Here is a 16,417-nt window from a genome sequence, read left to right on the forward strand (position 1 = left end):
GTTAGCCTTGAGTGCTCTAGAATCATACCACACAAAATCGTTTTTGTCAACAGCTAACCTTGTCAAAAAGCGTCTGCCACCGCATTTTATGCCGCACGCATGGGGCCGGAAGAGCCTGCCGCCATGCGAATGTTTCTGTCCACGACTTTATAGCGTTTGTGGCGTGCCGCAAAGAAAGATTCGTCCAAGTGATAAAGCCCCCAGGCCATCAATAAACAGCCAGGCGTGGCCAGCATGGCAAGATTCAGCACACCGTCCGCATAGGCGCCAAATCCGCAAAATGCAAATACTCCCAGCAAAACAATAACCGTTTTCAAGATCAAACTAATGGATGCCTGTTTCATTTTTCGATTCCTCCGTTCCCTATCGTTACAATAATACAACTTTTAGTTGTTGTCAATATTTTTTACAACTTTTTTTATTTTAATTTTGAAAACTCTCTTTACTTCGACAACGAAAAGTAGTAGTATAAAATTAACAAGAAAATGACCAGAAAGGAGCTGTGTGCATGTTTGCACAGCGCTTGAAAGAGCTTCGCAAGCTTCGGGGCATTTCACAGGTGGCATTGTCCAACGAACTGGGGCTTTCGCAGCAAGCCATCGGCAAATGGGAAACCGGACGTTCCACGCCCGACCCCGCCATGCTGGCGCGCATCGCCGCCTTTTTTGATGTGAGCACCGACTATTTACTGGGCCGGACGCCGGTTTCCGACACCAGCGGCTGGCAGGCTGCCGGCGAATATCCCATTCCCATCATCGGAACCGTGCGCGCAGGTTACGGCGCCCTGGCTCTGGAAGAGGATTACGGAGAAGATTACGCCCGCGTCAAGGATCCCCAGAATTATTTTTATCTGCTGGTAAAGGGTGACAGCATGGAGCCGCGAATTTTTGAAGGCGACCTTGCACTGGTGCGCCGCCAGCAGACGCTGGAGAGCGGAGATTTGGGTGTTGTTGTATTCGGCGAAGGAGAAGGAACTCTGAAAAAATACATTCGCCGCGGAAACACTGTGATTTTGCAGCCTTTCAACAGCGCTTACCCCCCGCAGATCATCATGGGAGAAGACCTGGATCACCTTTACATTGCCGGCAAAGTGGTGGAAACCAAAACCAAATGGTAAGCTTTTCCTGACAGCTTTATCATAGCGCATCATCTGTACAATAAAACGTACTTTTAAGCCTCGGCGCAAAAAACGGCGAGCGGGGCTTCTTTTTTTGCGCCTTTTTAAGAAAGAGAGGGACCTTTGGATGGATCTGCTGAAGAAACTGGAAATTTTGACAGACAGTGCAAAATACGATGTGGCATGTACATCCAGCGGTGTGGACCGTCCCGGCGACGGACAGAGTCTGGGCAGTGCGGTGAAAGCCGGCATTTGCCACGCCTTTGCCGCCGACGGACGCTGCATCAGCCTGCTGAAGGTTCTTCTGACCAATGTGTGTATTTACAACTGCAAATACTGCGTGAACCGCGCTTCCAACGATGTGCCCCGCGCAGCGTTCACGCCCCACGAACTGGCTGAGCTGACCATTCAGTTTTACCGGCGCAATTACATTGAAGGGTTGTTTCTTTCCAGCGCAGTCATCCGAAATCCCGACTACACCATGGAGCAAATGATTCAGGCGCTGGAGCTGCTGCGCAATGAATACCGCTTTCGGGGATACATTCACGCCAAGACCATTCCCGGTGCTGACCCCGCCCTTGTCACCCGCCTGGGATTGCTGGCGGACCGCCTGAGTGTAAACATTGAATTGCCCAGTGAACGAAGTCTTTCCCTGCTGGCCCCCAACAAAACCAAACGTGCAATTTTGGCTCCCATGGGACTGGTGCGGGACGGAATGGCTGAAAACAAACGGGAATTGGCCGTATACCGTCATGCGCCCCGTTTCGCACCCGCCGGACAGAGCACCCAAATGATTGTGGGCGCGAGCCCGGAGACCGATTACCACATTCTTCGCCTGACGGAAGGGCTGTACCAGCGCTATCAGCTGAAGCGTGTTTTCTTCTCCGCTTATATTCCCGTGGCGCAGGACACGCTTCTTCCGTCACTGGATACCAAACCGCCTCTTTTGCGGGAACACCGCCTGTATCAGGCCGACTGGCTGCTGCGCTTTTACCACTTCACTGCCGGTGAAATTCTGGATGAGAAAAATCAGAATTTCAACCCTTATCTGGACCCCAAGTGCAACTGGGCGATCCACAATCTGCACCTGTTCCCCGTGGACGTGAACACCTGCAGTTACGAAATGCTGCTGCGCGTTCCCGGCATCGGTGTCAAAAGCGCTCAGCGCATCCGCACAGCGCGGCGGAACGGACGCCTGGGACTGCCGGAACTGAAACGCATCGGCGTCGTGCTCAAGCGCGCACAGTTCTTCATTGTGTGCAAGGGGTTCCACCCTTCCGGGGCCAGCCGGGAGAGCACGGTGCGGGCACTGCTGGACCCGGCCGCTTTCAATGCAGGGACCGAGCAGTTGAGCCTGTTCAGTGCGCCTGCGGTGCAGCAGCTGGCTGCGGAAGGCATGCCCCTGCCCCTCGCCGCCAAAACCGTGGAAGAGGAGGCGGTCACATGCCTGACACGTCAAATGTGATTTATCTGTACGATGGCAGTTATGACGGCTTTTTGTGCTGCGTTTTCGACAGTGTATACCGGCGCGAACTGCCCCAGGACATCCTTCCGGAGGCGGAGGCACAACCGTCCCTGTTCTCCGTGCGGTATGTGGAAACGGACCCGGAACACGCCCAACGTGTGCGCGCTTCCATCCCTCAAAAAATCGGGACCGAAGCGGAACGATTGGTAAAGGACGTTTTCTGCTCCTGCACACCCGGCCGGGAACGCATGATTCTGCGTTTTCTGTTGCTGGGCTACCGGATCGGGCACCGGGTTGTGTACCTGGCCGGGCACGAAGAGGTACAGCCCATGCTGGCCGCACAGCAGTTTCTTCACAACGAGGCGCACCGGTTTGTGGAGTTTTTGCGCTTTTCCGATCACGGCGGAGTGCTGACGGCCGAGATCTCTCCAAAATCGTTTGTGCTTCCTTATATTCAGGAGCATTTTTGCAGCCGATATGCCATTGAAACCTTTTTGATTTATGACCGCATTCACCACGCGGCTCTGATCTGGAAAGACCGGCACGCTTCCATCGTACCGCTGGACCATTTTCAGCCGCCGCCCCTCAGCGAGGACGAGCGAAAATACCGGGCCCTGTGGCAGCGCTTTTATGACGTCGTCGCCATTCCCGACCGGGAAAATCCGCGCTGCCGGATGAACCACTGTCCCAAGCGCTACTGGCCGGACATGTTGGAAATGCCGGGACACGTCAAAGAAAATTTCGCAGGATCTCCGCGAAAAATCCGCCAATAAAAAAAGCGTTCCGACCGGAACGCTTTTTTCTTTTACGGCTGGCTGAGCACCAGCACATCTCCCTCCTGAAGGACTGTATTCCCATCGGGCAGAATCACCTGACCGCCGCGCCGAACGAGAACCGCCAGTTTATTTTCCCCGAGCCGAATTTCCGAAAGAGCCTTTCCGCACAAGCCGCTCTCCTTTTCAACGGTTCGCTCAATCAGGCATCCCTCTGTATTATTCTCCGGAAGGAGCGCACTGAGGACCACCTCGTCCCCCTCCTGAAGGAGCGTTTCCCCGGTGGGGACGATGCGCTGGCCTTCCCGAACCACAAGGACCAGAAGAAGCTTCGGCAAAAGTTCGATTTCCCGCACTTTGTGCCCAATCCACGGATGGGGCGCCTGCACGGAAAGACTGAGGAACTGAATGGGCAGTTCCTCCGAATAGTCGCTGAACGTTTTCAGGATATCACTGTTCCGATCGATGGTTTTGAGGCTGCGGGCCACCTTTGCCAACAACGTGCCCTGCAGTCCGATGGAAAAGAGCACAATGAAAAAGACAATGTGGAACACATCCTGCTTCATATATGCGGGATGGACCGTGGCCACAATGGCAAACACAATGGAAGCCGCGCCCCGCAGCCCTGCCCAGGAGACCAGCAATTTCTGATTGAGCGGGCAGCGGAAAGGCAACAAAACCGCAAATACTGCCAGAGGGCGGGCTGCGAATGTGAGGAACAGCGAGATGGCCAGCGCAGACAGCGCCACCTTCGGCAGCTGCGAAGGAAACGAGAGAAGCCCCAGCAGGAAAAAGATGAGCATCTGCATCAAGCCGGTGAGCCCGTCAAAAAAATGAACCATGGCTTTTTTGTGCGGGAAGGGCCGGTTGCCCAGCAAAATGCCCGCCACGTAAGCCGACAGATAACCATTTCCGCCTAAAGCATTCGCCCCCGCATAGGAGATCAGCGCCATGCTGAACACAAAGATGGTGTCAAAGCCATCGGTTGGGAAACGCACATGATCCAGCACCCATCCGGCCACCCATGCGGTCAACAGGCCCCACAGGGCACCGAACACAAATTGCGCCGCAATCATCCAGAAAAGCGCACTTCCGCTGGACTGCCCGTTCATGACCGACAGAATGATGACTGTAAGCATGTAAGAGCAGGGATCGTTGCTTCCGCTTTCCACCTCCAGCATGGATGCGGTGTTGTCCTTCAGGTTCAGCCGTTTGGACCGAAGAATGGAAAACACAGACGCTGCGTCCGTGGAGCTGACCACTGCACCCACCAGCATACTTTCCCAGAACGCAAAATGAAGCACCCAAAAACAGAACAAGCCGGTGGCGAGCGCGGTGAGCGCGACCCCCAGCGTGGAGAGCAGCACCGCTTTGACCGCCACCGGGCGGGCCGCGTTCCAGTTGGTGCCGAACCCGCCGTAAAACATAATAAAGATCAGCGCAAAAGAGCAAATGGTTTCCGCCAGTTCAAAATCGTCAAAGGGAATTTTAAAAAGGCCGTCCGTGCCGAACAGCATGCCCAGCAAAATAAATGCAAGCAGCATGGGCAGCCCCATTTTTGCCGCGATCTTGTTGAGCAGCAGGCAGACCAGAATGACCACCGCTGCCAAAAGAATCAATCCGTTCACAAAAGCCTCCCTTCGGCATAAAAAAGTCCGTACAGTAACAGTATAACACAACCAGAGGATATTCCGCAAAGAACGAAGGCGAAGAAACGCTTAATTTCCACAAAAAAGCACAGAGGCGGAGGCCTCTGTGCTCAAAATGGATTTACTGCATTGGATCATAAGGCGGTTCCGGCATTACGATCGCAGCGATGATGTACAGCAGGAAACCAGATCCCCAGAGGATGACCGCCGCTGCAAATGCCAACCGAACCAGCGTGGGGTCTACGTTAAAATACTCCGCCACGCCGCCACAAACACCGAACAAAATGCGGGAACCCCGCGCTTTATAAAGTTTTTTCCCATCCATCGTATGCTTCTCCTCTCACATTTTAAAATTCGACTTTTACACTACCCATATCGCATTGAATCTTATAAAAATTTTTCGCCTCGGGGAAGATTTCCACTTCTGTATCCAAGCCGTTGTATTTCTGGCCGTCCACGGTGACGGTGCCCATGCTGCTGGCCACACTGTAGCCGTATTCTTCCGGCTTTTCCAGTTCCAGATCCACCTCGCCCATGTCACATTCCACCGTGGTCTCGCCCAACAGGCGGCCCGAAAGATCCAGTTTGCCCATGGAGACATCCAAATTCGTCTGTTCCTCCACTACAAGATGTTCCGCGCCGATGGAGCCGACGCCCACTTTGAAATCCGCCGCTTTGCAGTGAAGGTTCTCAAGATCCATCCGGCCGGCGCCCACATCCAGATGAATCCAGTCCAGCAGGCGGTCTTCCGGAATGGTCACGACGATGCGGGCACCTTCCAGGTTCGGTGTTCCGTTTTCAAGAATCCAGACGCCGTTGGATACTTTGTTTTGCCGAAGTGAGCCGCGTGCGACTTCCAGTGAAAAACCGGTTCCGCTGCGCAAAGTGAGCTCTCCGCCGCCCAACTCAAACTCCAGAGCACGAATCTCCCCCTGGGGCACCTCTACCGATGCCACCGTCTCCTTCGTTTCCCAAAAATGCCAGCGGTCAAGCCATTCGCCGTTCCAGTGCACATGCTGGGGACGGCCACCCATCAGGTAACCCACCAGTCCCAGAACCAGCGAAAACACCAGAACTGCCGAACACACCTTTACGATTCGCTTCATGGCTTATTTTCCCACCTTTCCACAAACAGCCTGCACCGCCCGGCGGACCAGGCTTACCAGCCATGGTACAAAACGGCGCAGCAGCCACACACAACCGGCTGTCAGAAGGACGCCGATTGCGATGCTGGCCATGGACAGCGCCATGCTGACCATTCCATCCGCCGGGTTGCCGACCAGCGTAAACAGAGAGAATATCAGAGCGATCGCACCGCCTGCAATGGCCGAAATGCCGCCGATAAAAATCCCCAGAATGCCGCCCAGCAACCCCATAAGCGCGCCGAACAGTCCCCCCAGTATGCCGATCCAAAGGGGGCTTGTGAAAACCAGCAACAAAACCAGCAGCACACGGCTGTTGTTTTTGCTTTTTGGAAAAGGCTGTCCGCCGTACGCCGCGGAGCCCGCGCCGGGGGCGCCGCTCTGCGCCTGCTGTTCCGTTTTCCGGCTCCAGTCCGGCCCGTTCAGCGTCAGAGACGGCTTGGGCGTCTCGTGGGGCGCCGCGCTCTCGTCGGACAGCCCCAAATTGGCGCGGATGATGGCGGCTACTTTTTGCGGGCTTCCCAGTTCTGCCAGGACTGCCGCCTCATTTTCCGGCCCCGCTTCATCCAGATACTCCACATAAAACTTCAAGGCTTCCTGGCGCTCTACCGGCGCCAGGCCGCTGAGTTCTGCTTCAAGCTGCTCGAGGAATTGCTGTCTATTCATTGCCGATCCCTCCGAATAACACATGATTGATCTTCTCCTCATATACTTTCCACTCGCGGCGGTAGGTTTCCAGCCGCTCGTTTCCCTTTTCCGTAATGCTGTAATAACGGCGATTGCGCCCCGCAAATTCGCGGTCGTATGTCTCCAGGCACTCGTCCCTTTGCAGACGGCGCAGCACCGGATACAATGTGCTCTCCGACACATCCATCACGCTGCGCACATCCTGGGTGATTTTATAACCGTAGGTGCTTTCCTGGCTGACAATGCTGAGCACCAGCGCGTCCATCAACGCGGCACCTGTGTTAAAAGCCATGCAGACCCCTTCCTTTCCCGGGTATGTACCCGCATCATTCTCAGCTTCAACAATATTATATTGAATATAATATTAAATGTCAATACAGTATTGTATGAATCACACTTACTTTTAATACGATGCAGAAGGAACTCTTTCTTCAAAAAAACAGAAACCGTGCTATACTACTATTATTCAGGAAAGGAGACCGTCTCTTATGGAATGGTTCTTTTGTTTAATCGCCGTTATGGTAACCGCGATTTTTGCCGCATTCTGGGCCTGGCAGTACCAGCGCCGAAAAAAAGCCTTGATGAAGCGCATTCGCAGCGCGTTCGGGCAGGAACCCGCCAACGGAAAACTGCAAAAGGACACCGGCCGGCTTTGGGAGATCTGGAAAAGCGAGGACTGTTTCACCGTGGACGATCAGACCTGGAGCGATTTGGGAATGGATGACGTCTACCTTCGGCTGGACTGCTGTGAAAGCGCCATCGGGAAAGAATATCTGTATGCGGCGCTGCACCGGCCGCTGGGGCCCGAGGGTGCCGCGCACCGCAGCGAGCTGCGAAAAGCCATGGAGCAAAACCCGGACATGCGGTTTGCCCTGCAAATGGAGTTTGCCCGGCTCGGGCGTTACGGACGGGACTTCGAACATCTGCTGAACGATCCGAAGCAGGCGACGCTGCCTTTTTCCCGGTTCTATCCGATTTTTGCACTTCTGCCCTGGGTAAGCCTTCCCCTGCTGTTCTTCGGGCCGCAGGGCGGCCTTCTGTGTCTGTGTGCAGTCTGCCTGAATATTGCACTCAGTGTGGCCGCCAAACCCCGCCTGGAAGGAGAACTGCAGGCGCTGGGGTATCTGGCCGCCGCACTGCAGACAGCGCGCCGCCTCGCAAAGCTGACGCACAGCGAACTTCCCGAATTGTCAGAAGAACTTCGTCTGAATCTGGATTCATTGCGAAAGCTGATGGGGCCGCTGTCCGCCTCCGCCTGCCCGCCCCCGGCGGGAGACGCGGGAACGTTTCAGGAAGTGGCGGGCATGCTGACCTTGTGGCCCCTGCTGTTTTACGGGCGCTCCATCAAACTGCTGGCACGCAGCCAGAAGCAGGTCTGCGGAGTGATCCGCCTGCTGGGCGAATTGGAACTGGCCATTGCGTCCGCCTCCTTTTGCGCGGGAGTGCCGGGCTGGTGCACACCCCAATGGGCCGACGAAAAAGAGCCTGTGCGGGTGGAGTGTGCCGAATTATATCATCCGCTGTTGAGCGAGCCCGTAAAAAACAGCGCGGTGTTTGAGCAGAACACGCTGTTTACCGGTTCCAATGCGTCAGGAAAATCCACATTTCTGAAGGCGATTGCCGTGAACGCACTGCTGGCAGGCTGCCTGGGTGTGTGCTGTGCGGAGAAGTTCCGTCTCCCCTTCATCCCCGTGATCAGCTCCATGGCGGTGCGGGACGATCTGCTGGCCGGTGAAAGTTATTTTATTGCAGAACTGCGAAGTCTGCTGCGTCTGGTCCGGCAGGCACAGGCCGGCCCCTGTCTGTGCTTTGTGGATGAGATTTTGAAGGGGACCAACACCGTGGAGCGAATTGCCGCATCGGCGGCAGTTTTGGAACAAATGGACCAAACCCCGGCGCTGTGCTTCGTGGCCACCCACGACGGCGAACTGACCCGGATTCTTTCTTCTTCCTGGGACAACCGCCATTTCCGTGAACAGGTGACGGAACAGGGCGTGTCATTTGACTACCGGCTGTACGACGGTCCATCCGTCACGCGCAATGCCATTGCTCTGCTGGACACCATGGGGTTTGGGCAAAGCACCATTCAGCGCGCCCGGGAACTGGCGGCCTGCTTTGACAAAACGGGGACCTGGCCGGGTGGAACGTCGCGGTGAAATGTGTTATAATAGCGCAAACGGTCTTGTTTGACCGCTGTTTTTACCGGATTGAATAAACGCGCGCAAACCGCGCGGGATTGGAGAGTATTTACATGATCGAAATCACCATGGAAAACGGAAAAACCATTCGGGTGGAGCTGGATGCCAGCGCCGCCCCCATCACGGTGGCCAACTTTGAAAAGCTGGTGCGCGATGGGTTTTACGACGGCCTGACCTTCCATCGCATCATCCCCGGCTTTATGATTCAGGGCGGATGCCCCGAAGGGACCGGCATGGGTGGCCCGGGCTACGGCATCAAGGGCGAATTTGCCTCCAACGGCGTAAACAATCCCATTCGCCACACCCGCGGCGTGATCAGCATGGCGCGTTCCTCCATGCCCAACTCCGCCGGCAGCCAGTTCTTCATCATGCATGCGGATGCACCGCATCTGGACGGTGACTATGCCGCTTTCGGCCATGTGGTCTCGGGCATGGACGTGGTGGACGAAATTGCCGCCACCCCCACCGACTGGCGGGACAAACCCACCACCCCCGTGGTGATGAAAACCGTGCGCGTGGTGGAATAAAATGAAGAAGATCCTTCATTTCTTTCTGGACAAAAGCCTGCTGCCTTTTCTGATCATCGGCGGCACCAACACCATCATCACACAGGTGGGCGAACAGCTGCTGCTGGGGCCGCTGGGATACTGGGGCGCATCGGCGCTGATGTACTTTTTGTGCAGCATCGCCAGCTTCATTTTGAACCGGAAGTACAGCTTTCACAGCACAGCGCCGCTGCTGCAGAGCGCGATCCGCTTCACCGTGCTGGTCAGCGCATGCTATGTGCTGAGCCACGGCTTGTCCCAGTGGATCATTCCCTGGGGTCTGGAACTGGTGTTCGGCACCGCACCCAGCTGGGCAGAGCGCCTGACGCTGCTGGGAGCGCAGGTCATTTTTACGCTGCTGAATTACGTGGGCCAGCGTCTTTGGGCATTCAAAGAATAAGCAAAAAGCTTCGGGGCAGTTGCTCCGAAGCTTTTTCTTATTCCTGTGCTTTTTCCACCCGGCTGGCATACACCGTGCCGTCCTCCTGCTGCTCTCCGCTCACCTGCACGAAAGCGCCTTCCTGCAGGACTCCCTCTTCCAAAACTGTCTGTTCATCCAGCCGGAACGTCTGCTCTGCGCCGTCTACCGAGAGGACCAGCTCCTCCTGTGTCCAGCGCACCACCGTGCCGCAGATCAATGGTGCCGCGGCCAGATTTTCATCCGCAGCCACCGCATCCTGTGCACTGTACATTCTGGCCTGCATTTCCTCAGGCGCAGCGGCAGCAGCCGCGATGCTCTGCGTCCCGCCGGATGCATTCTGCAAACCGATGCTGGGCCAGATGGTCGCCACCGCCAGAAGCAGCGCGGCTGCGCAGGCAGTGAACGCCACAGCCTTTTTCAGCGGAACAATGCGGCGTGTTTTCCGGGCGCTTTCCATCCGGCGCAGGGTCTCCGCACGCCAGTCTTCCCCTGGAGAGAGTTTCTGCATCCCGGAAACATAATCATCCTTCCACATAGTCAAACTCTCCTTCCAGCATTTTTGCAAGTTGCTTGCGCGCCCGGGCCATCCGGCTGAGCACGGTGTTTTGCGGCAGGCGCAGCAGCTTCGCCAGCTCGGCCGAGGAATAGCCCTCGACATAATATAAGTACACGACCTGCCGATATTTTTCAGGCAGCTTTGCCACCGCCTCCAGAACGGTGCTCTCCCCGGGGGTAAAGGCCGCGTCGGGCAGGGTATCGGGCAGGCCCTGGGTGCGTTGCTGCCAGGCGCTGCGCAAAAAACTTTTACTGCGGTTGATGGTCACCCGAAGCAGCCACGCCTTCTGATGCTCATCGCTTTCAAACTTCGGCTGGACGCGCACAAGGCATACAAACACGTCCTGGGCAATATCTTCAGCGTCATGCGGATTTTTCACCATGGCATAGGCCGTGCGGAAGACCATGTCTCCGTACTGGTCCAATATTTCCTGCGCGCTTTTCTCCATTGCCCTTCTCCCCCCTTCACCGGGAATACGCCGCAGCCGGGCGTATTCTTGCATTCCTTTTGACATTATGAAAAAAAATCTGCGGAAATGCAAGCCTTTTCAACGAAACAGCCGCACCGGGCGAAGGCCGGTGCGGCTGTTTTATCATGCTTCTGCTGATTTTTCAGGCTCGGCGGCCGCGGCTACAAACCAGAACGTGCTGCCCTTGCCCAGTTCGCTGTCCACGCCAAACGCATAGCCATGGCTGATGAGAATGGCCTTTGTGATGGACAGACCCAAACCGGTGCCCACTTTTCCCGCATCCGCGCGGGAACGGTAATATTTATCGAAAATATAGGGAAGATCTTCTTTGGAGATGCCTGCGCCGTGGTCAATGATCTCCACCCGCGTGCTTCCGTCTGCCTGCGGCTTCACATGCAATGCCACATATCCGTCTTCGCCGATGTGGTGGATGGCATTGGACAAAAGGTTGTGGATGGCCCGGCTCATGCTGTCCGGGTCCGCTTTGACCATGCAGACCTGGTCGGTCTGCACATCCAGATGGTACCCGTTCTGCTCGCATACATTGCGGTAGCGATCGGCCACTTCGTCACACAGCTGCGCCAGATCAAAGCGCACCGGTTCCATTTTCATGGTGCCGGAGGAATACTTGGACAGCTCCATCACGCTGTTCACAAGCCCGCTGAGGCGGTCGGTCTCATCCACGATCACGTCCAGCTGATCGGTGCGTTTCTGCTTGTCGTCGCCGGTCAAATCACGCACGGTCTCGGCATAGCCTTTGATCAGCGTCAGCGGCGTGCGCAAGTCATGGCTGACGTTGGCGATCAGGTCTCGCTGCAGCTCCGACGTGCGGCCCACTTCGGCGGCCATGGTATTGAAGTCCCGTGCAAGCTGCCCCAGCTCATCAGCATTTTCCGGTTCGCGCACACGAACCTGATAGTTGCCCTTGGCCACCTCCCGGGCGGCATGGGACAGTTCGGTAATGGGTTTTGTAAACCACTTGCTGAACAGGTAGGCCCCCAGAATGCTCACTGCCAGAAGGACCGCCGCGATGAGCGGAACCTGCTGGCCAATCACCTCGCCGGCCTGCCCGATGCGTTCCAGGTCTGTGGAAACGATCACCGTATAACGGTCCGCCACATTCTTGCAGACCACCATCTGGCGCATGCCGTTCTGCCCGTTCAGCGTGAAATACATATCGCCGTCGGCCAGCGTCTGGGCCCGGTAGGCCAGCACGTTTTTATTGTTCCAGGACGGCAGGCCCGTATCGCCGAACAGCGTCGTACGGGCCGGATGCAGAAGGCACTGCCCACTGGACAGCGCGTGATTGCCCAAAAGGCAGTTGTAGTTGGCATCCGCGATTTCAATGCATTTTCCCAGCAGCATCGTGGTATATTCCGGCTGCTGAACAGCGCTGTAAAAGTCCGGGCTGATTCCATTGGGCTGGCTCGGGTCCTCCAGCGTCTCATATTTCTGGATCAAAAGCGAAAAGGCATCTGCTGTGCGCTGCAGATCCGTATGCACCTTGTGGGTGTAAAACGGCTCCAGCAGCCAGACGTTTAAAAGCCACACAAGCCCCAGCAGGACCCCGCACAAAAGCACCACAAACACCATCAGTTTCTGACGGATGGTACTCAGCCCTTTGATTTTCATCCCTCTTTGACCTCCGGGTCAAATTTATAGCCCACGCCCCACACTGTCACGATGTTCTCGCGGTATTTGCCCAAGTGGCCGCGCAGCATCTTGATGTGCGTATCCACGGTGCGGTCCTCGCCGTAATAGTCGTAGTTCCACACCTTCTGCAAAATTTTCTCCCGGGAAAGGGCGATGCCCTTATTGGACACAAGGAACACCAGCAGATCGAATTCCTTCGGCGTCAGCGGCGCTTCCTCGCCTCCGATGCGCACGCTGTGCGAGGCGGTGTCGATCACAAGATCCCCAAACACATAACTGGTGCCGGTCTCCTGATCTTTGGGCATAGCGCGCGCCAGAACCACTTTCACCCGGGCCACCAGTTCCCGCGGGCTGAAGGGTTTGACCACGTAATCATCGGCGCCATTTTCCAGGCCCGCCAGTTTATCGTACTCTTCGCCCCGGGCGGTCAGCATGATTACCGGGGTCATGATCTTGCGCTTGCGCATCTCCTTCAAGCAGGTCATACCGTCTACAAACGGCATCATGATATCCAGAATGACCAGGTCCACGCCGCCCACGCTCAGGCTTGCCAGCGCGGCCGAGCCGTCCGTCGCCTCTTCACACTCAAAGCCTGCATACTGCAAATGCTCCCGAATGAGTTCCCGGATACGCGGCTCGTCATCCACAATCAAAATTTTCGGCATCTCAATCTCCGTCCCCCTTCTTCTATGCCATTCTGCGGTTATGATATCATAATACCGAAGCGATATGTCCAATTTGTGAAAATTTTGTCTCGAATTTCCGAAAAAGCACCTGTTTCGGTTTGACGCGGCGTGCCCGGCGCGTTACAATGAACAACAGCGACAAAGGAAAGCGAGATGGACAATGTTGGAGTGGATCGTTTGGATCATTGGCGTGATCGTCACTCTATTATGGGTACTGCTGCGGCCCGGCCGTTGCAAAGCCGGCCAGCAGCTGCCGTTTCTGGGCGTCAACCATGCGCACCGCGGACTACACAGCGAGGATAAAACCGTACCGGAAAACAGTCTGCCCGCCTTTCGGGCCGCAGTGGAGGCCGGATACGGCATGGAGCTGGACATTCAGCTTTCCAAAGACGGCCAGGTGATGGTTTTTCACGACGACACCCTGGACCGCGTATGCGGTGTACACGGACGGGTGGACGCGTTCACCTTTGATGAGCTGCGGCAGATGCATTTGTGCGGCACGCAGGAGACGCTTCCCCTTCTGACCGAGGTATTCGAAGTCGTACAGGGCCGCCAGCCCATGATCATTGAACTGAAGACCGGCCCCCGAAACAACGAACTCTGCGAAAAGGGGCTGGCGCTGATGCGCGATTATCAGCGCCGGTATCCGGGTGCCGCCTTCTGTGTGGAAAGCTTTGACCCGCGGATCGTTGCCTGGTTCCGCCGCAACGCACCTGATATTTTCCGGGGCCAGCTGGCGGACGAACCCAAAAGCTATGAAAATCTGTCCCCGTTCAAACGCTTCTGCCTGGGCTGCACCCTGGGCAATGTCATTGCGCGGCCCCAGTTCATCGCCTATGGGCCCGGCCGCAAACCAGTGCTGGAACGTCTGGCGGAGGCCATGGGCGCTGTGCGTGTGTGCTGGACGGTGCGCCCGCAGAACGACATTGTGGCCAAAGAACTGGAAAACGACGCAGTGATTTTTGAATTCTACCGTCCCAAACCCCGCTACAAATAAGACCGATGAAAAAGGCAGACTCTCCCGCAATGTGAGAGTCTGCCTTTTTTGTGCCGTTCCGCACATCGTTTCATTCGTTCAAAAAGCGTTCCAGTTCCGGCCAGCGCCGCTTTGCCTCTTCATAGCCCGCCTGATACAGGGCGCGCAGCTTCTGCGGATCTTTTTCAATGCGGCCGATGCCGCTGGGTTTCTGTGGCCGAAGGACGAAGGCATTTCCCGCCGCCTCCTGCCGGGCCACCTGTTCCAGCGTGCGGTTGTAGCGTATATGGCGGTCACCCAGCGCCTGCACCAGTCTGGGCCAGCGGCGGTACCGAGCCCGGATCGCCGGCATCATCCGGTTGGGCTGTTTGCGATAGCTGGCCATCTGCGTCAGGATCAGAACGTGTTTTTCATTGCCGTCGGCCATGCTTTTGCTCAGGGGAATGGAGTCCGCCACGCCGCCGTCCAGATAGTTCTGCCCGTCGATGGGGACCATGCGGGACAGCAGCGGCAGGGAAGCCGAGGCGCGAATGGCGCTGATGTTCTTTTTCATATCCCGGGACTCGATGTATTCCGCTTTGCCGGTGCGGCAATTGGTGACCACCGCATAAAAATGGCCGGGGTAACGCAGTGCCGCCGCGTAGTCCATGGGGTCCAGGCGGTTTGGAATGGTGTCGTAGCAGAATTTGACGCCGAAAAAGTCGCCGGTTTTCAAAAAGCTGCGCATGCCGCAGTAGCGCGGGTCATCCAGATAATTCACGGCCACCCGCAAAGCTCGTCCCTTCTGCCCTGCAATATAACTGCAGGCATGGCACGCACCTGCCGAAACCGCGTAAATGTTATCAAACGTCAGCCCTTTTTCCAGAAAAAAGTCCAGCACACCGGCAGTGAACACGCCGCGCATGCCGCCGCCTTCCAGAACAAGCCCTGTCTTTGCCATGTGATTTCTACCTTCTTTTGCAGCGTATGATTCTTGTTTTATTGTAGCACATTTTCGGCTGAAATTCACGGCTCACAGTGCATTTTGTTTACAGGTCGTCCACCAGCGCCGTGCTTTTGGCATAAGCGGTGCTCTTGGCCTCAAAAAAGTCGGTTTTGACCATGTTGGCATTGGAATACTGGCTGACCCACACCATATCCGCAGGCTCGCGCTCGCAGCCTTCAAACAGCGTGCCAAAGCCCAGGCTGGACCAGCGCAGATTGCCCAGGTAGCGGATGTAGTCCGTGACCATACGGCTTGTGAGGCCGGGCACTGCATCCCCGATGACGTAGTGGCCCCAGGCGATCTCCTGCCGGACGCCCTCTTCCAGCATCTGCCGCAGCATCTCCACATTTTCCGGGCTGAACAGTTCGGGCTGCTCTTTCTGAAGTTCCAGCAAAATGCTGCGGAACAGCCACAAATGCGTGTTTTCATCCCGATTGATGTAGCGGATCTCCTGCGCGGAACCGGGCATTTTTCCGTTGCGGGACAAATTGTAAAAGAACATGAAGCCCGAGTAAAAATAGACGCCTTCCAAAATGAAGTTGGCCATCAGCACCCGCAGCAGCGTCACCGGATCGCGCTTTTCCTGAAACTCATTGTACAGATCTCCGATGAACGTATTGCGCCGCAACAGGTGCTCGTCTGTTTTCCACTGGTACAGAATCTCATCCCGCTGTGTGGGGCTGCAGATGGTGTCCAGCATATAGCTGTAGCTTTGGCTGTGCACGCACTCCTGAAAGGCCTGAATGGACAGACACAGGTTCACCTCGTTGGCGGTGATATACTCCCCGATGTTGGGCAGATTGGCCGTTTGAATAGAATCCAGAAAGACCAGAAAACTGAGGATCTTGTCATAGGCAGTGCGCTCTGCCTGGGACAGATTGGGATAGTCCTTGACGTCCTGCGCCAGATTGATCTCTTCCGGGATCCAGAAATTGTTCATTGCCTGCCGGTACCAGTCGCTGACCCACGGATATTTCAAATTGTTGAAATCGTTCAGGTTGGTGGTGTTTCCCCCGATCATGCGGCGCAGGCGCACGTCGGTGTCGCCGCCCGGGTTAAACAGCGGTTTTTTCACAAGATGAGCCATCTTTTTCT

General features: G+C 56.1%; 19 protein-coding genes. 7 read left to right on the top strand and 12 right to left on the bottom strand.

Annotation, left to right across the window (positions count from 1 at the left end):
* Positions 1-86 precede the first annotated feature (86 nt).
* Entirely contained in the window at positions 87-344 is a 258-nt protein-coding gene (locus tag ACKTS9_RS06420) for a hypothetical protein (protein ID WP_349216563.1), read from the bottom strand.
* A 164-nt stretch (positions 345-508) separates the two neighbouring features.
* Here ACKTS9_RS06420 and ACKTS9_RS06425 point away from each other — a divergent pair, with 164 nt between their 5' ends.
* The 3 genes from ACKTS9_RS06425 (at position 509) to ACKTS9_RS06435 (ending at position 3,355) form a co-directional block, all read left to right on the top strand.
* Positions 509-1,117 (top strand): LexA family protein, encoded by a 609-nt coding sequence (locus tag ACKTS9_RS06425; protein ID WP_349216562.1) that lies wholly within the window; start codon positions 509-511, stop codon positions 1,115-1,117.
* 127 nt (positions 1,118-1,244) lie between these two features.
* Complete coding sequence (locus ACKTS9_RS06430; protein ID WP_349216561.1) at positions 1,245-2,582, top strand: putative DNA modification/repair radical SAM protein; 1,338 nt, start codon at positions 1,245-1,247, stop codon at positions 2,580-2,582.
* The gene (locus ACKTS9_RS06435; protein ID WP_349216560.1) at positions 2,561-3,355 is read left to right on the top strand and encodes a TIGR03915 family putative DNA repair protein; all 795 of its coding nucleotides are present in this window, start codon (positions 2,561-2,563) and stop codon (positions 3,353-3,355) included. The genes ACKTS9_RS06430 and ACKTS9_RS06435 overlap by 22 nt, the downstream gene beginning before the upstream one ends.
* Before the next feature lie 32 nt (positions 3,356-3,387).
* On the opposite strand, the gene ACKTS9_RS06440 is transcribed toward ACKTS9_RS06435, so the two are convergent.
* The 5 genes from ACKTS9_RS06440 to ACKTS9_RS06460 form a co-directional block, all read right to left on the bottom strand.
* Entirely contained in the window at positions 3,388-4,983 is a 1,596-nt protein-coding gene (locus ACKTS9_RS06440; RefSeq protein WP_407879708.1) for a potassium/proton antiporter, read from the bottom strand.
* Between the two features lie 142 nt (positions 4,984-5,125).
* Entirely contained in the window at positions 5,126-5,329 is a 204-nt protein-coding gene (locus tag ACKTS9_RS06445; RefSeq protein WP_349216558.1) for a PspC domain-containing protein, read from the bottom strand.
* Positions 5,330-5,351: 22 nt separating this feature from the next.
* Entirely contained in the window at positions 5,352-6,110 is a 759-nt protein-coding gene (locus tag ACKTS9_RS06450; RefSeq protein WP_349216557.1) for a DUF4097 family beta strand repeat-containing protein, read from the bottom strand.
* Between the two features lie 3 nt (positions 6,111-6,113).
* Positions 6,114-6,812 carry a DUF1700 domain-containing protein gene (locus ACKTS9_RS06455; protein ID WP_349216556.1) on the bottom strand — a complete coding sequence of 233 codons (699 nt, stop codon included), beginning with the start codon at positions 6,810-6,812 and terminating at the stop codon, positions 6,114-6,116.
* Positions 6,805-7,125 carry a PadR family transcriptional regulator gene (locus ACKTS9_RS06460; RefSeq protein ID WP_349216555.1) on the bottom strand — a complete coding sequence of 107 codons (321 nt, stop codon included), beginning with the start codon at positions 7,123-7,125 and terminating at the stop codon, positions 6,805-6,807. Before ACKTS9_RS06460 ends, ACKTS9_RS06455 begins: the two co-directional genes overlap by 8 nt.
* Positions 7,126-7,321: 196 nt before the next feature.
* Here ACKTS9_RS06460 and ACKTS9_RS06465 point away from each other — a divergent pair, with 196 nt between their 5' ends.
* From ACKTS9_RS06465 to ACKTS9_RS06475, 3 genes are all read left to right on the top strand, one after another.
* A complete protein-coding gene (locus ACKTS9_RS06465; RefSeq protein WP_349216554.1) occupies positions 7,322-8,989 on the top strand; it encodes a MutS-related protein in 1,668 nt (555 codons plus the stop codon).
* 95 nt (positions 8,990-9,084) lie between these two features.
* Positions 9,085-9,558, top strand: coding sequence for a peptidylprolyl isomerase (locus ACKTS9_RS06470; RefSeq protein WP_349216553.1), 474 nt, complete (start codon positions 9,085-9,087; stop codon positions 9,556-9,558).
* 1 nt (position 9,559) lies between these two features.
* Entirely contained in the window at positions 9,560-9,976 is a 417-nt protein-coding gene (locus tag ACKTS9_RS06475) for a GtrA family protein (RefSeq protein WP_349216552.1), read from the top strand.
* Positions 9,977-10,013: 37 nt separating this feature from the next.
* Here ACKTS9_RS06475 and ACKTS9_RS06480 read toward each other — a convergent pair whose 3' ends face one another.
* The 4 genes from ACKTS9_RS06480 to ACKTS9_RS06495 form a co-directional block, all read right to left on the bottom strand.
* Complete coding sequence (locus ACKTS9_RS06480; protein WP_349216551.1) at positions 10,014-10,532, bottom strand: DUF5666 domain-containing protein; 519 nt, start codon at positions 10,530-10,532, stop codon at positions 10,014-10,016.
* Positions 10,519-11,001 (bottom strand): RNA polymerase sigma factor, encoded by a 483-nt coding sequence (locus ACKTS9_RS06485; RefSeq protein ID WP_349216550.1) that lies wholly within the window; start codon positions 10,999-11,001, stop codon positions 10,519-10,521. The genes ACKTS9_RS06480 and ACKTS9_RS06485 overlap by 14 nt, the downstream gene beginning before the upstream one ends.
* A 144-nt stretch (positions 11,002-11,145) precedes the next feature.
* Positions 11,146-12,654, bottom strand: coding sequence for a sensor histidine kinase (locus ACKTS9_RS06490; RefSeq protein ID WP_407879717.1), 1,509 nt, complete (start codon positions 12,652-12,654; stop codon positions 11,146-11,148).
* Positions 12,651-13,340 carry a response regulator transcription factor gene (locus ACKTS9_RS06495; RefSeq protein WP_349216548.1) on the bottom strand — a complete coding sequence of 230 codons (690 nt, stop codon included), beginning with the start codon at positions 13,338-13,340 and terminating at the stop codon, positions 12,651-12,653. Before ACKTS9_RS06495 ends, ACKTS9_RS06490 begins: the two co-directional genes overlap by 4 nt.
* Before the next feature lie 181 nt (positions 13,341-13,521).
* On the opposite strand from ACKTS9_RS06495, the gene ACKTS9_RS06500 reads away from it, so the two are divergent.
* Complete coding sequence (locus tag ACKTS9_RS06500) at positions 13,522-14,358, top strand: glycerophosphodiester phosphodiesterase family protein (protein WP_349216547.1); 837 nt, start codon at positions 13,522-13,524, stop codon at positions 14,356-14,358.
* Between the two features lie 70 nt (positions 14,359-14,428).
* On the opposite strand, the gene ACKTS9_RS06505 is transcribed toward ACKTS9_RS06500, so the two are convergent.
* The gene (locus ACKTS9_RS06505; protein ID WP_349216546.1) at positions 14,429-15,277 is read right to left on the bottom strand and encodes a patatin family protein; all 849 of its coding nucleotides are present in this window, start codon (positions 15,275-15,277) and stop codon (positions 14,429-14,431) included.
* A gap of 88 nt (positions 15,278-15,365) precedes the next feature.
* Positions 15,366-16,409 (bottom strand): ribonucleotide-diphosphate reductase subunit beta, encoded by a 1,044-nt coding sequence (locus ACKTS9_RS06510; protein WP_349216545.1) that lies wholly within the window; start codon positions 16,407-16,409, stop codon positions 15,366-15,368.
* Between the last annotated feature and the right edge of the window lie 8 nt (positions 16,410-16,417).

The sequence above is a fragment of the Owariibacterium komagatae genome (assembly GCF_045865535.1).
In the GTDB taxonomy this organism is placed as follows: Bacteria; Bacillota; Clostridia; order Oscillospirales; family Ruminococcaceae; genus Ruthenibacterium; species Ruthenibacterium komagatae.

What these genes read in the sequence shown, in the direction of transcription:
- ACKTS9_RS06420 (WP_349216563.1), bottom strand. Translation starts at nt 344, where the DNA reads ATGAAACAGGCATCCATTAGTTTGATCTTGAAAACGGTTATTGTTTTG.
- ACKTS9_RS06425 (WP_349216562.1), top strand. Translation starts at nt 509, where the DNA reads ATGTTTGCACAGCGCTTGAAAGAGCTTCGCAAGCTTCGGGGCATTTCA.
- ACKTS9_RS06430 (WP_349216561.1), top strand. Translation starts at nt 1,245, where the DNA reads ATGGATCTGCTGAAGAAACTGGAAATTTTGACAGACAGTGCAAAATAC.
- ACKTS9_RS06435 (WP_349216560.1), top strand. Translation starts at nt 2,561, where the DNA reads ATGCCTGACACGTCAAATGTGATTTATCTGTACGATGGCAGTTATGAC.
- ACKTS9_RS06445 (WP_349216558.1), bottom strand. Translation starts at nt 5,329, where the DNA reads ATGGATGGGAAAAAACTTTATAAAGCGCGGGGTTCCCGCATTTTGTTC.
- ACKTS9_RS06450 (WP_349216557.1), bottom strand. Translation starts at nt 6,110, where the DNA reads ATGAAGCGAATCGTAAAGGTGTGTTCGGCAGTTCTGGTGTTTTCGCTG.
- ACKTS9_RS06455 (WP_349216556.1), bottom strand. Translation starts at nt 6,812, where the DNA reads ATGAATAGACAGCAATTCCTCGAGCAGCTTGAAGCAGAACTCAGCGGC.
- ACKTS9_RS06460 (WP_349216555.1), bottom strand. Translation starts at nt 7,125, where the DNA reads ATGGCTTTTAACACAGGTGCCGCGTTGATGGACGCGCTGGTGCTCAGC.
- ACKTS9_RS06465 (WP_349216554.1), top strand. Translation starts at nt 7,322, where the DNA reads ATGGAATGGTTCTTTTGTTTAATCGCCGTTATGGTAACCGCGATTTTT.
- ACKTS9_RS06470 (WP_349216553.1), top strand. Translation starts at nt 9,085, where the DNA reads ATGATCGAAATCACCATGGAAAACGGAAAAACCATTCGGGTGGAGCTG.
- ACKTS9_RS06475 (WP_349216552.1), top strand. Translation starts at nt 9,560, where the DNA reads ATGAAGAAGATCCTTCATTTCTTTCTGGACAAAAGCCTGCTGCCTTTT.
- ACKTS9_RS06480 (WP_349216551.1), bottom strand. Translation starts at nt 10,532, where the DNA reads ATGTGGAAGGATGATTATGTTTCCGGGATGCAGAAACTCTCTCCAGGG.
- ACKTS9_RS06485 (WP_349216550.1), bottom strand. Translation starts at nt 11,001, where the DNA reads ATGGAGAAAAGCGCGCAGGAAATATTGGACCAGTACGGAGACATGGTC.
- ACKTS9_RS06490 (WP_407879717.1), bottom strand. Translation starts at nt 12,654, where the DNA reads ATGAAAATCAAAGGGCTGAGTACCATCCGTCAGAAACTGATGGTGTTT.
- ACKTS9_RS06495 (WP_349216548.1), bottom strand. Translation starts at nt 13,340, where the DNA reads ATGCCGAAAATTTTGATTGTGGATGACGAGCCGCGTATCCGGGAACTC.
- ACKTS9_RS06500 (WP_349216547.1), top strand. Translation starts at nt 13,522, where the DNA reads ATGTTGGAGTGGATCGTTTGGATCATTGGCGTGATCGTCACTCTATTA.
- ACKTS9_RS06505 (WP_349216546.1), bottom strand. Translation starts at nt 15,277, where the DNA reads ATGGCAAAGACAGGGCTTGTTCTGGAAGGCGGCGGCATGCGCGGCGTG.
- ACKTS9_RS06510 (WP_349216545.1), bottom strand. Translation starts at nt 16,409, where the DNA reads ATGGCTCATCTTGTGAAAAAACCGCTGTTTAACCCGGGCGGCGACACC.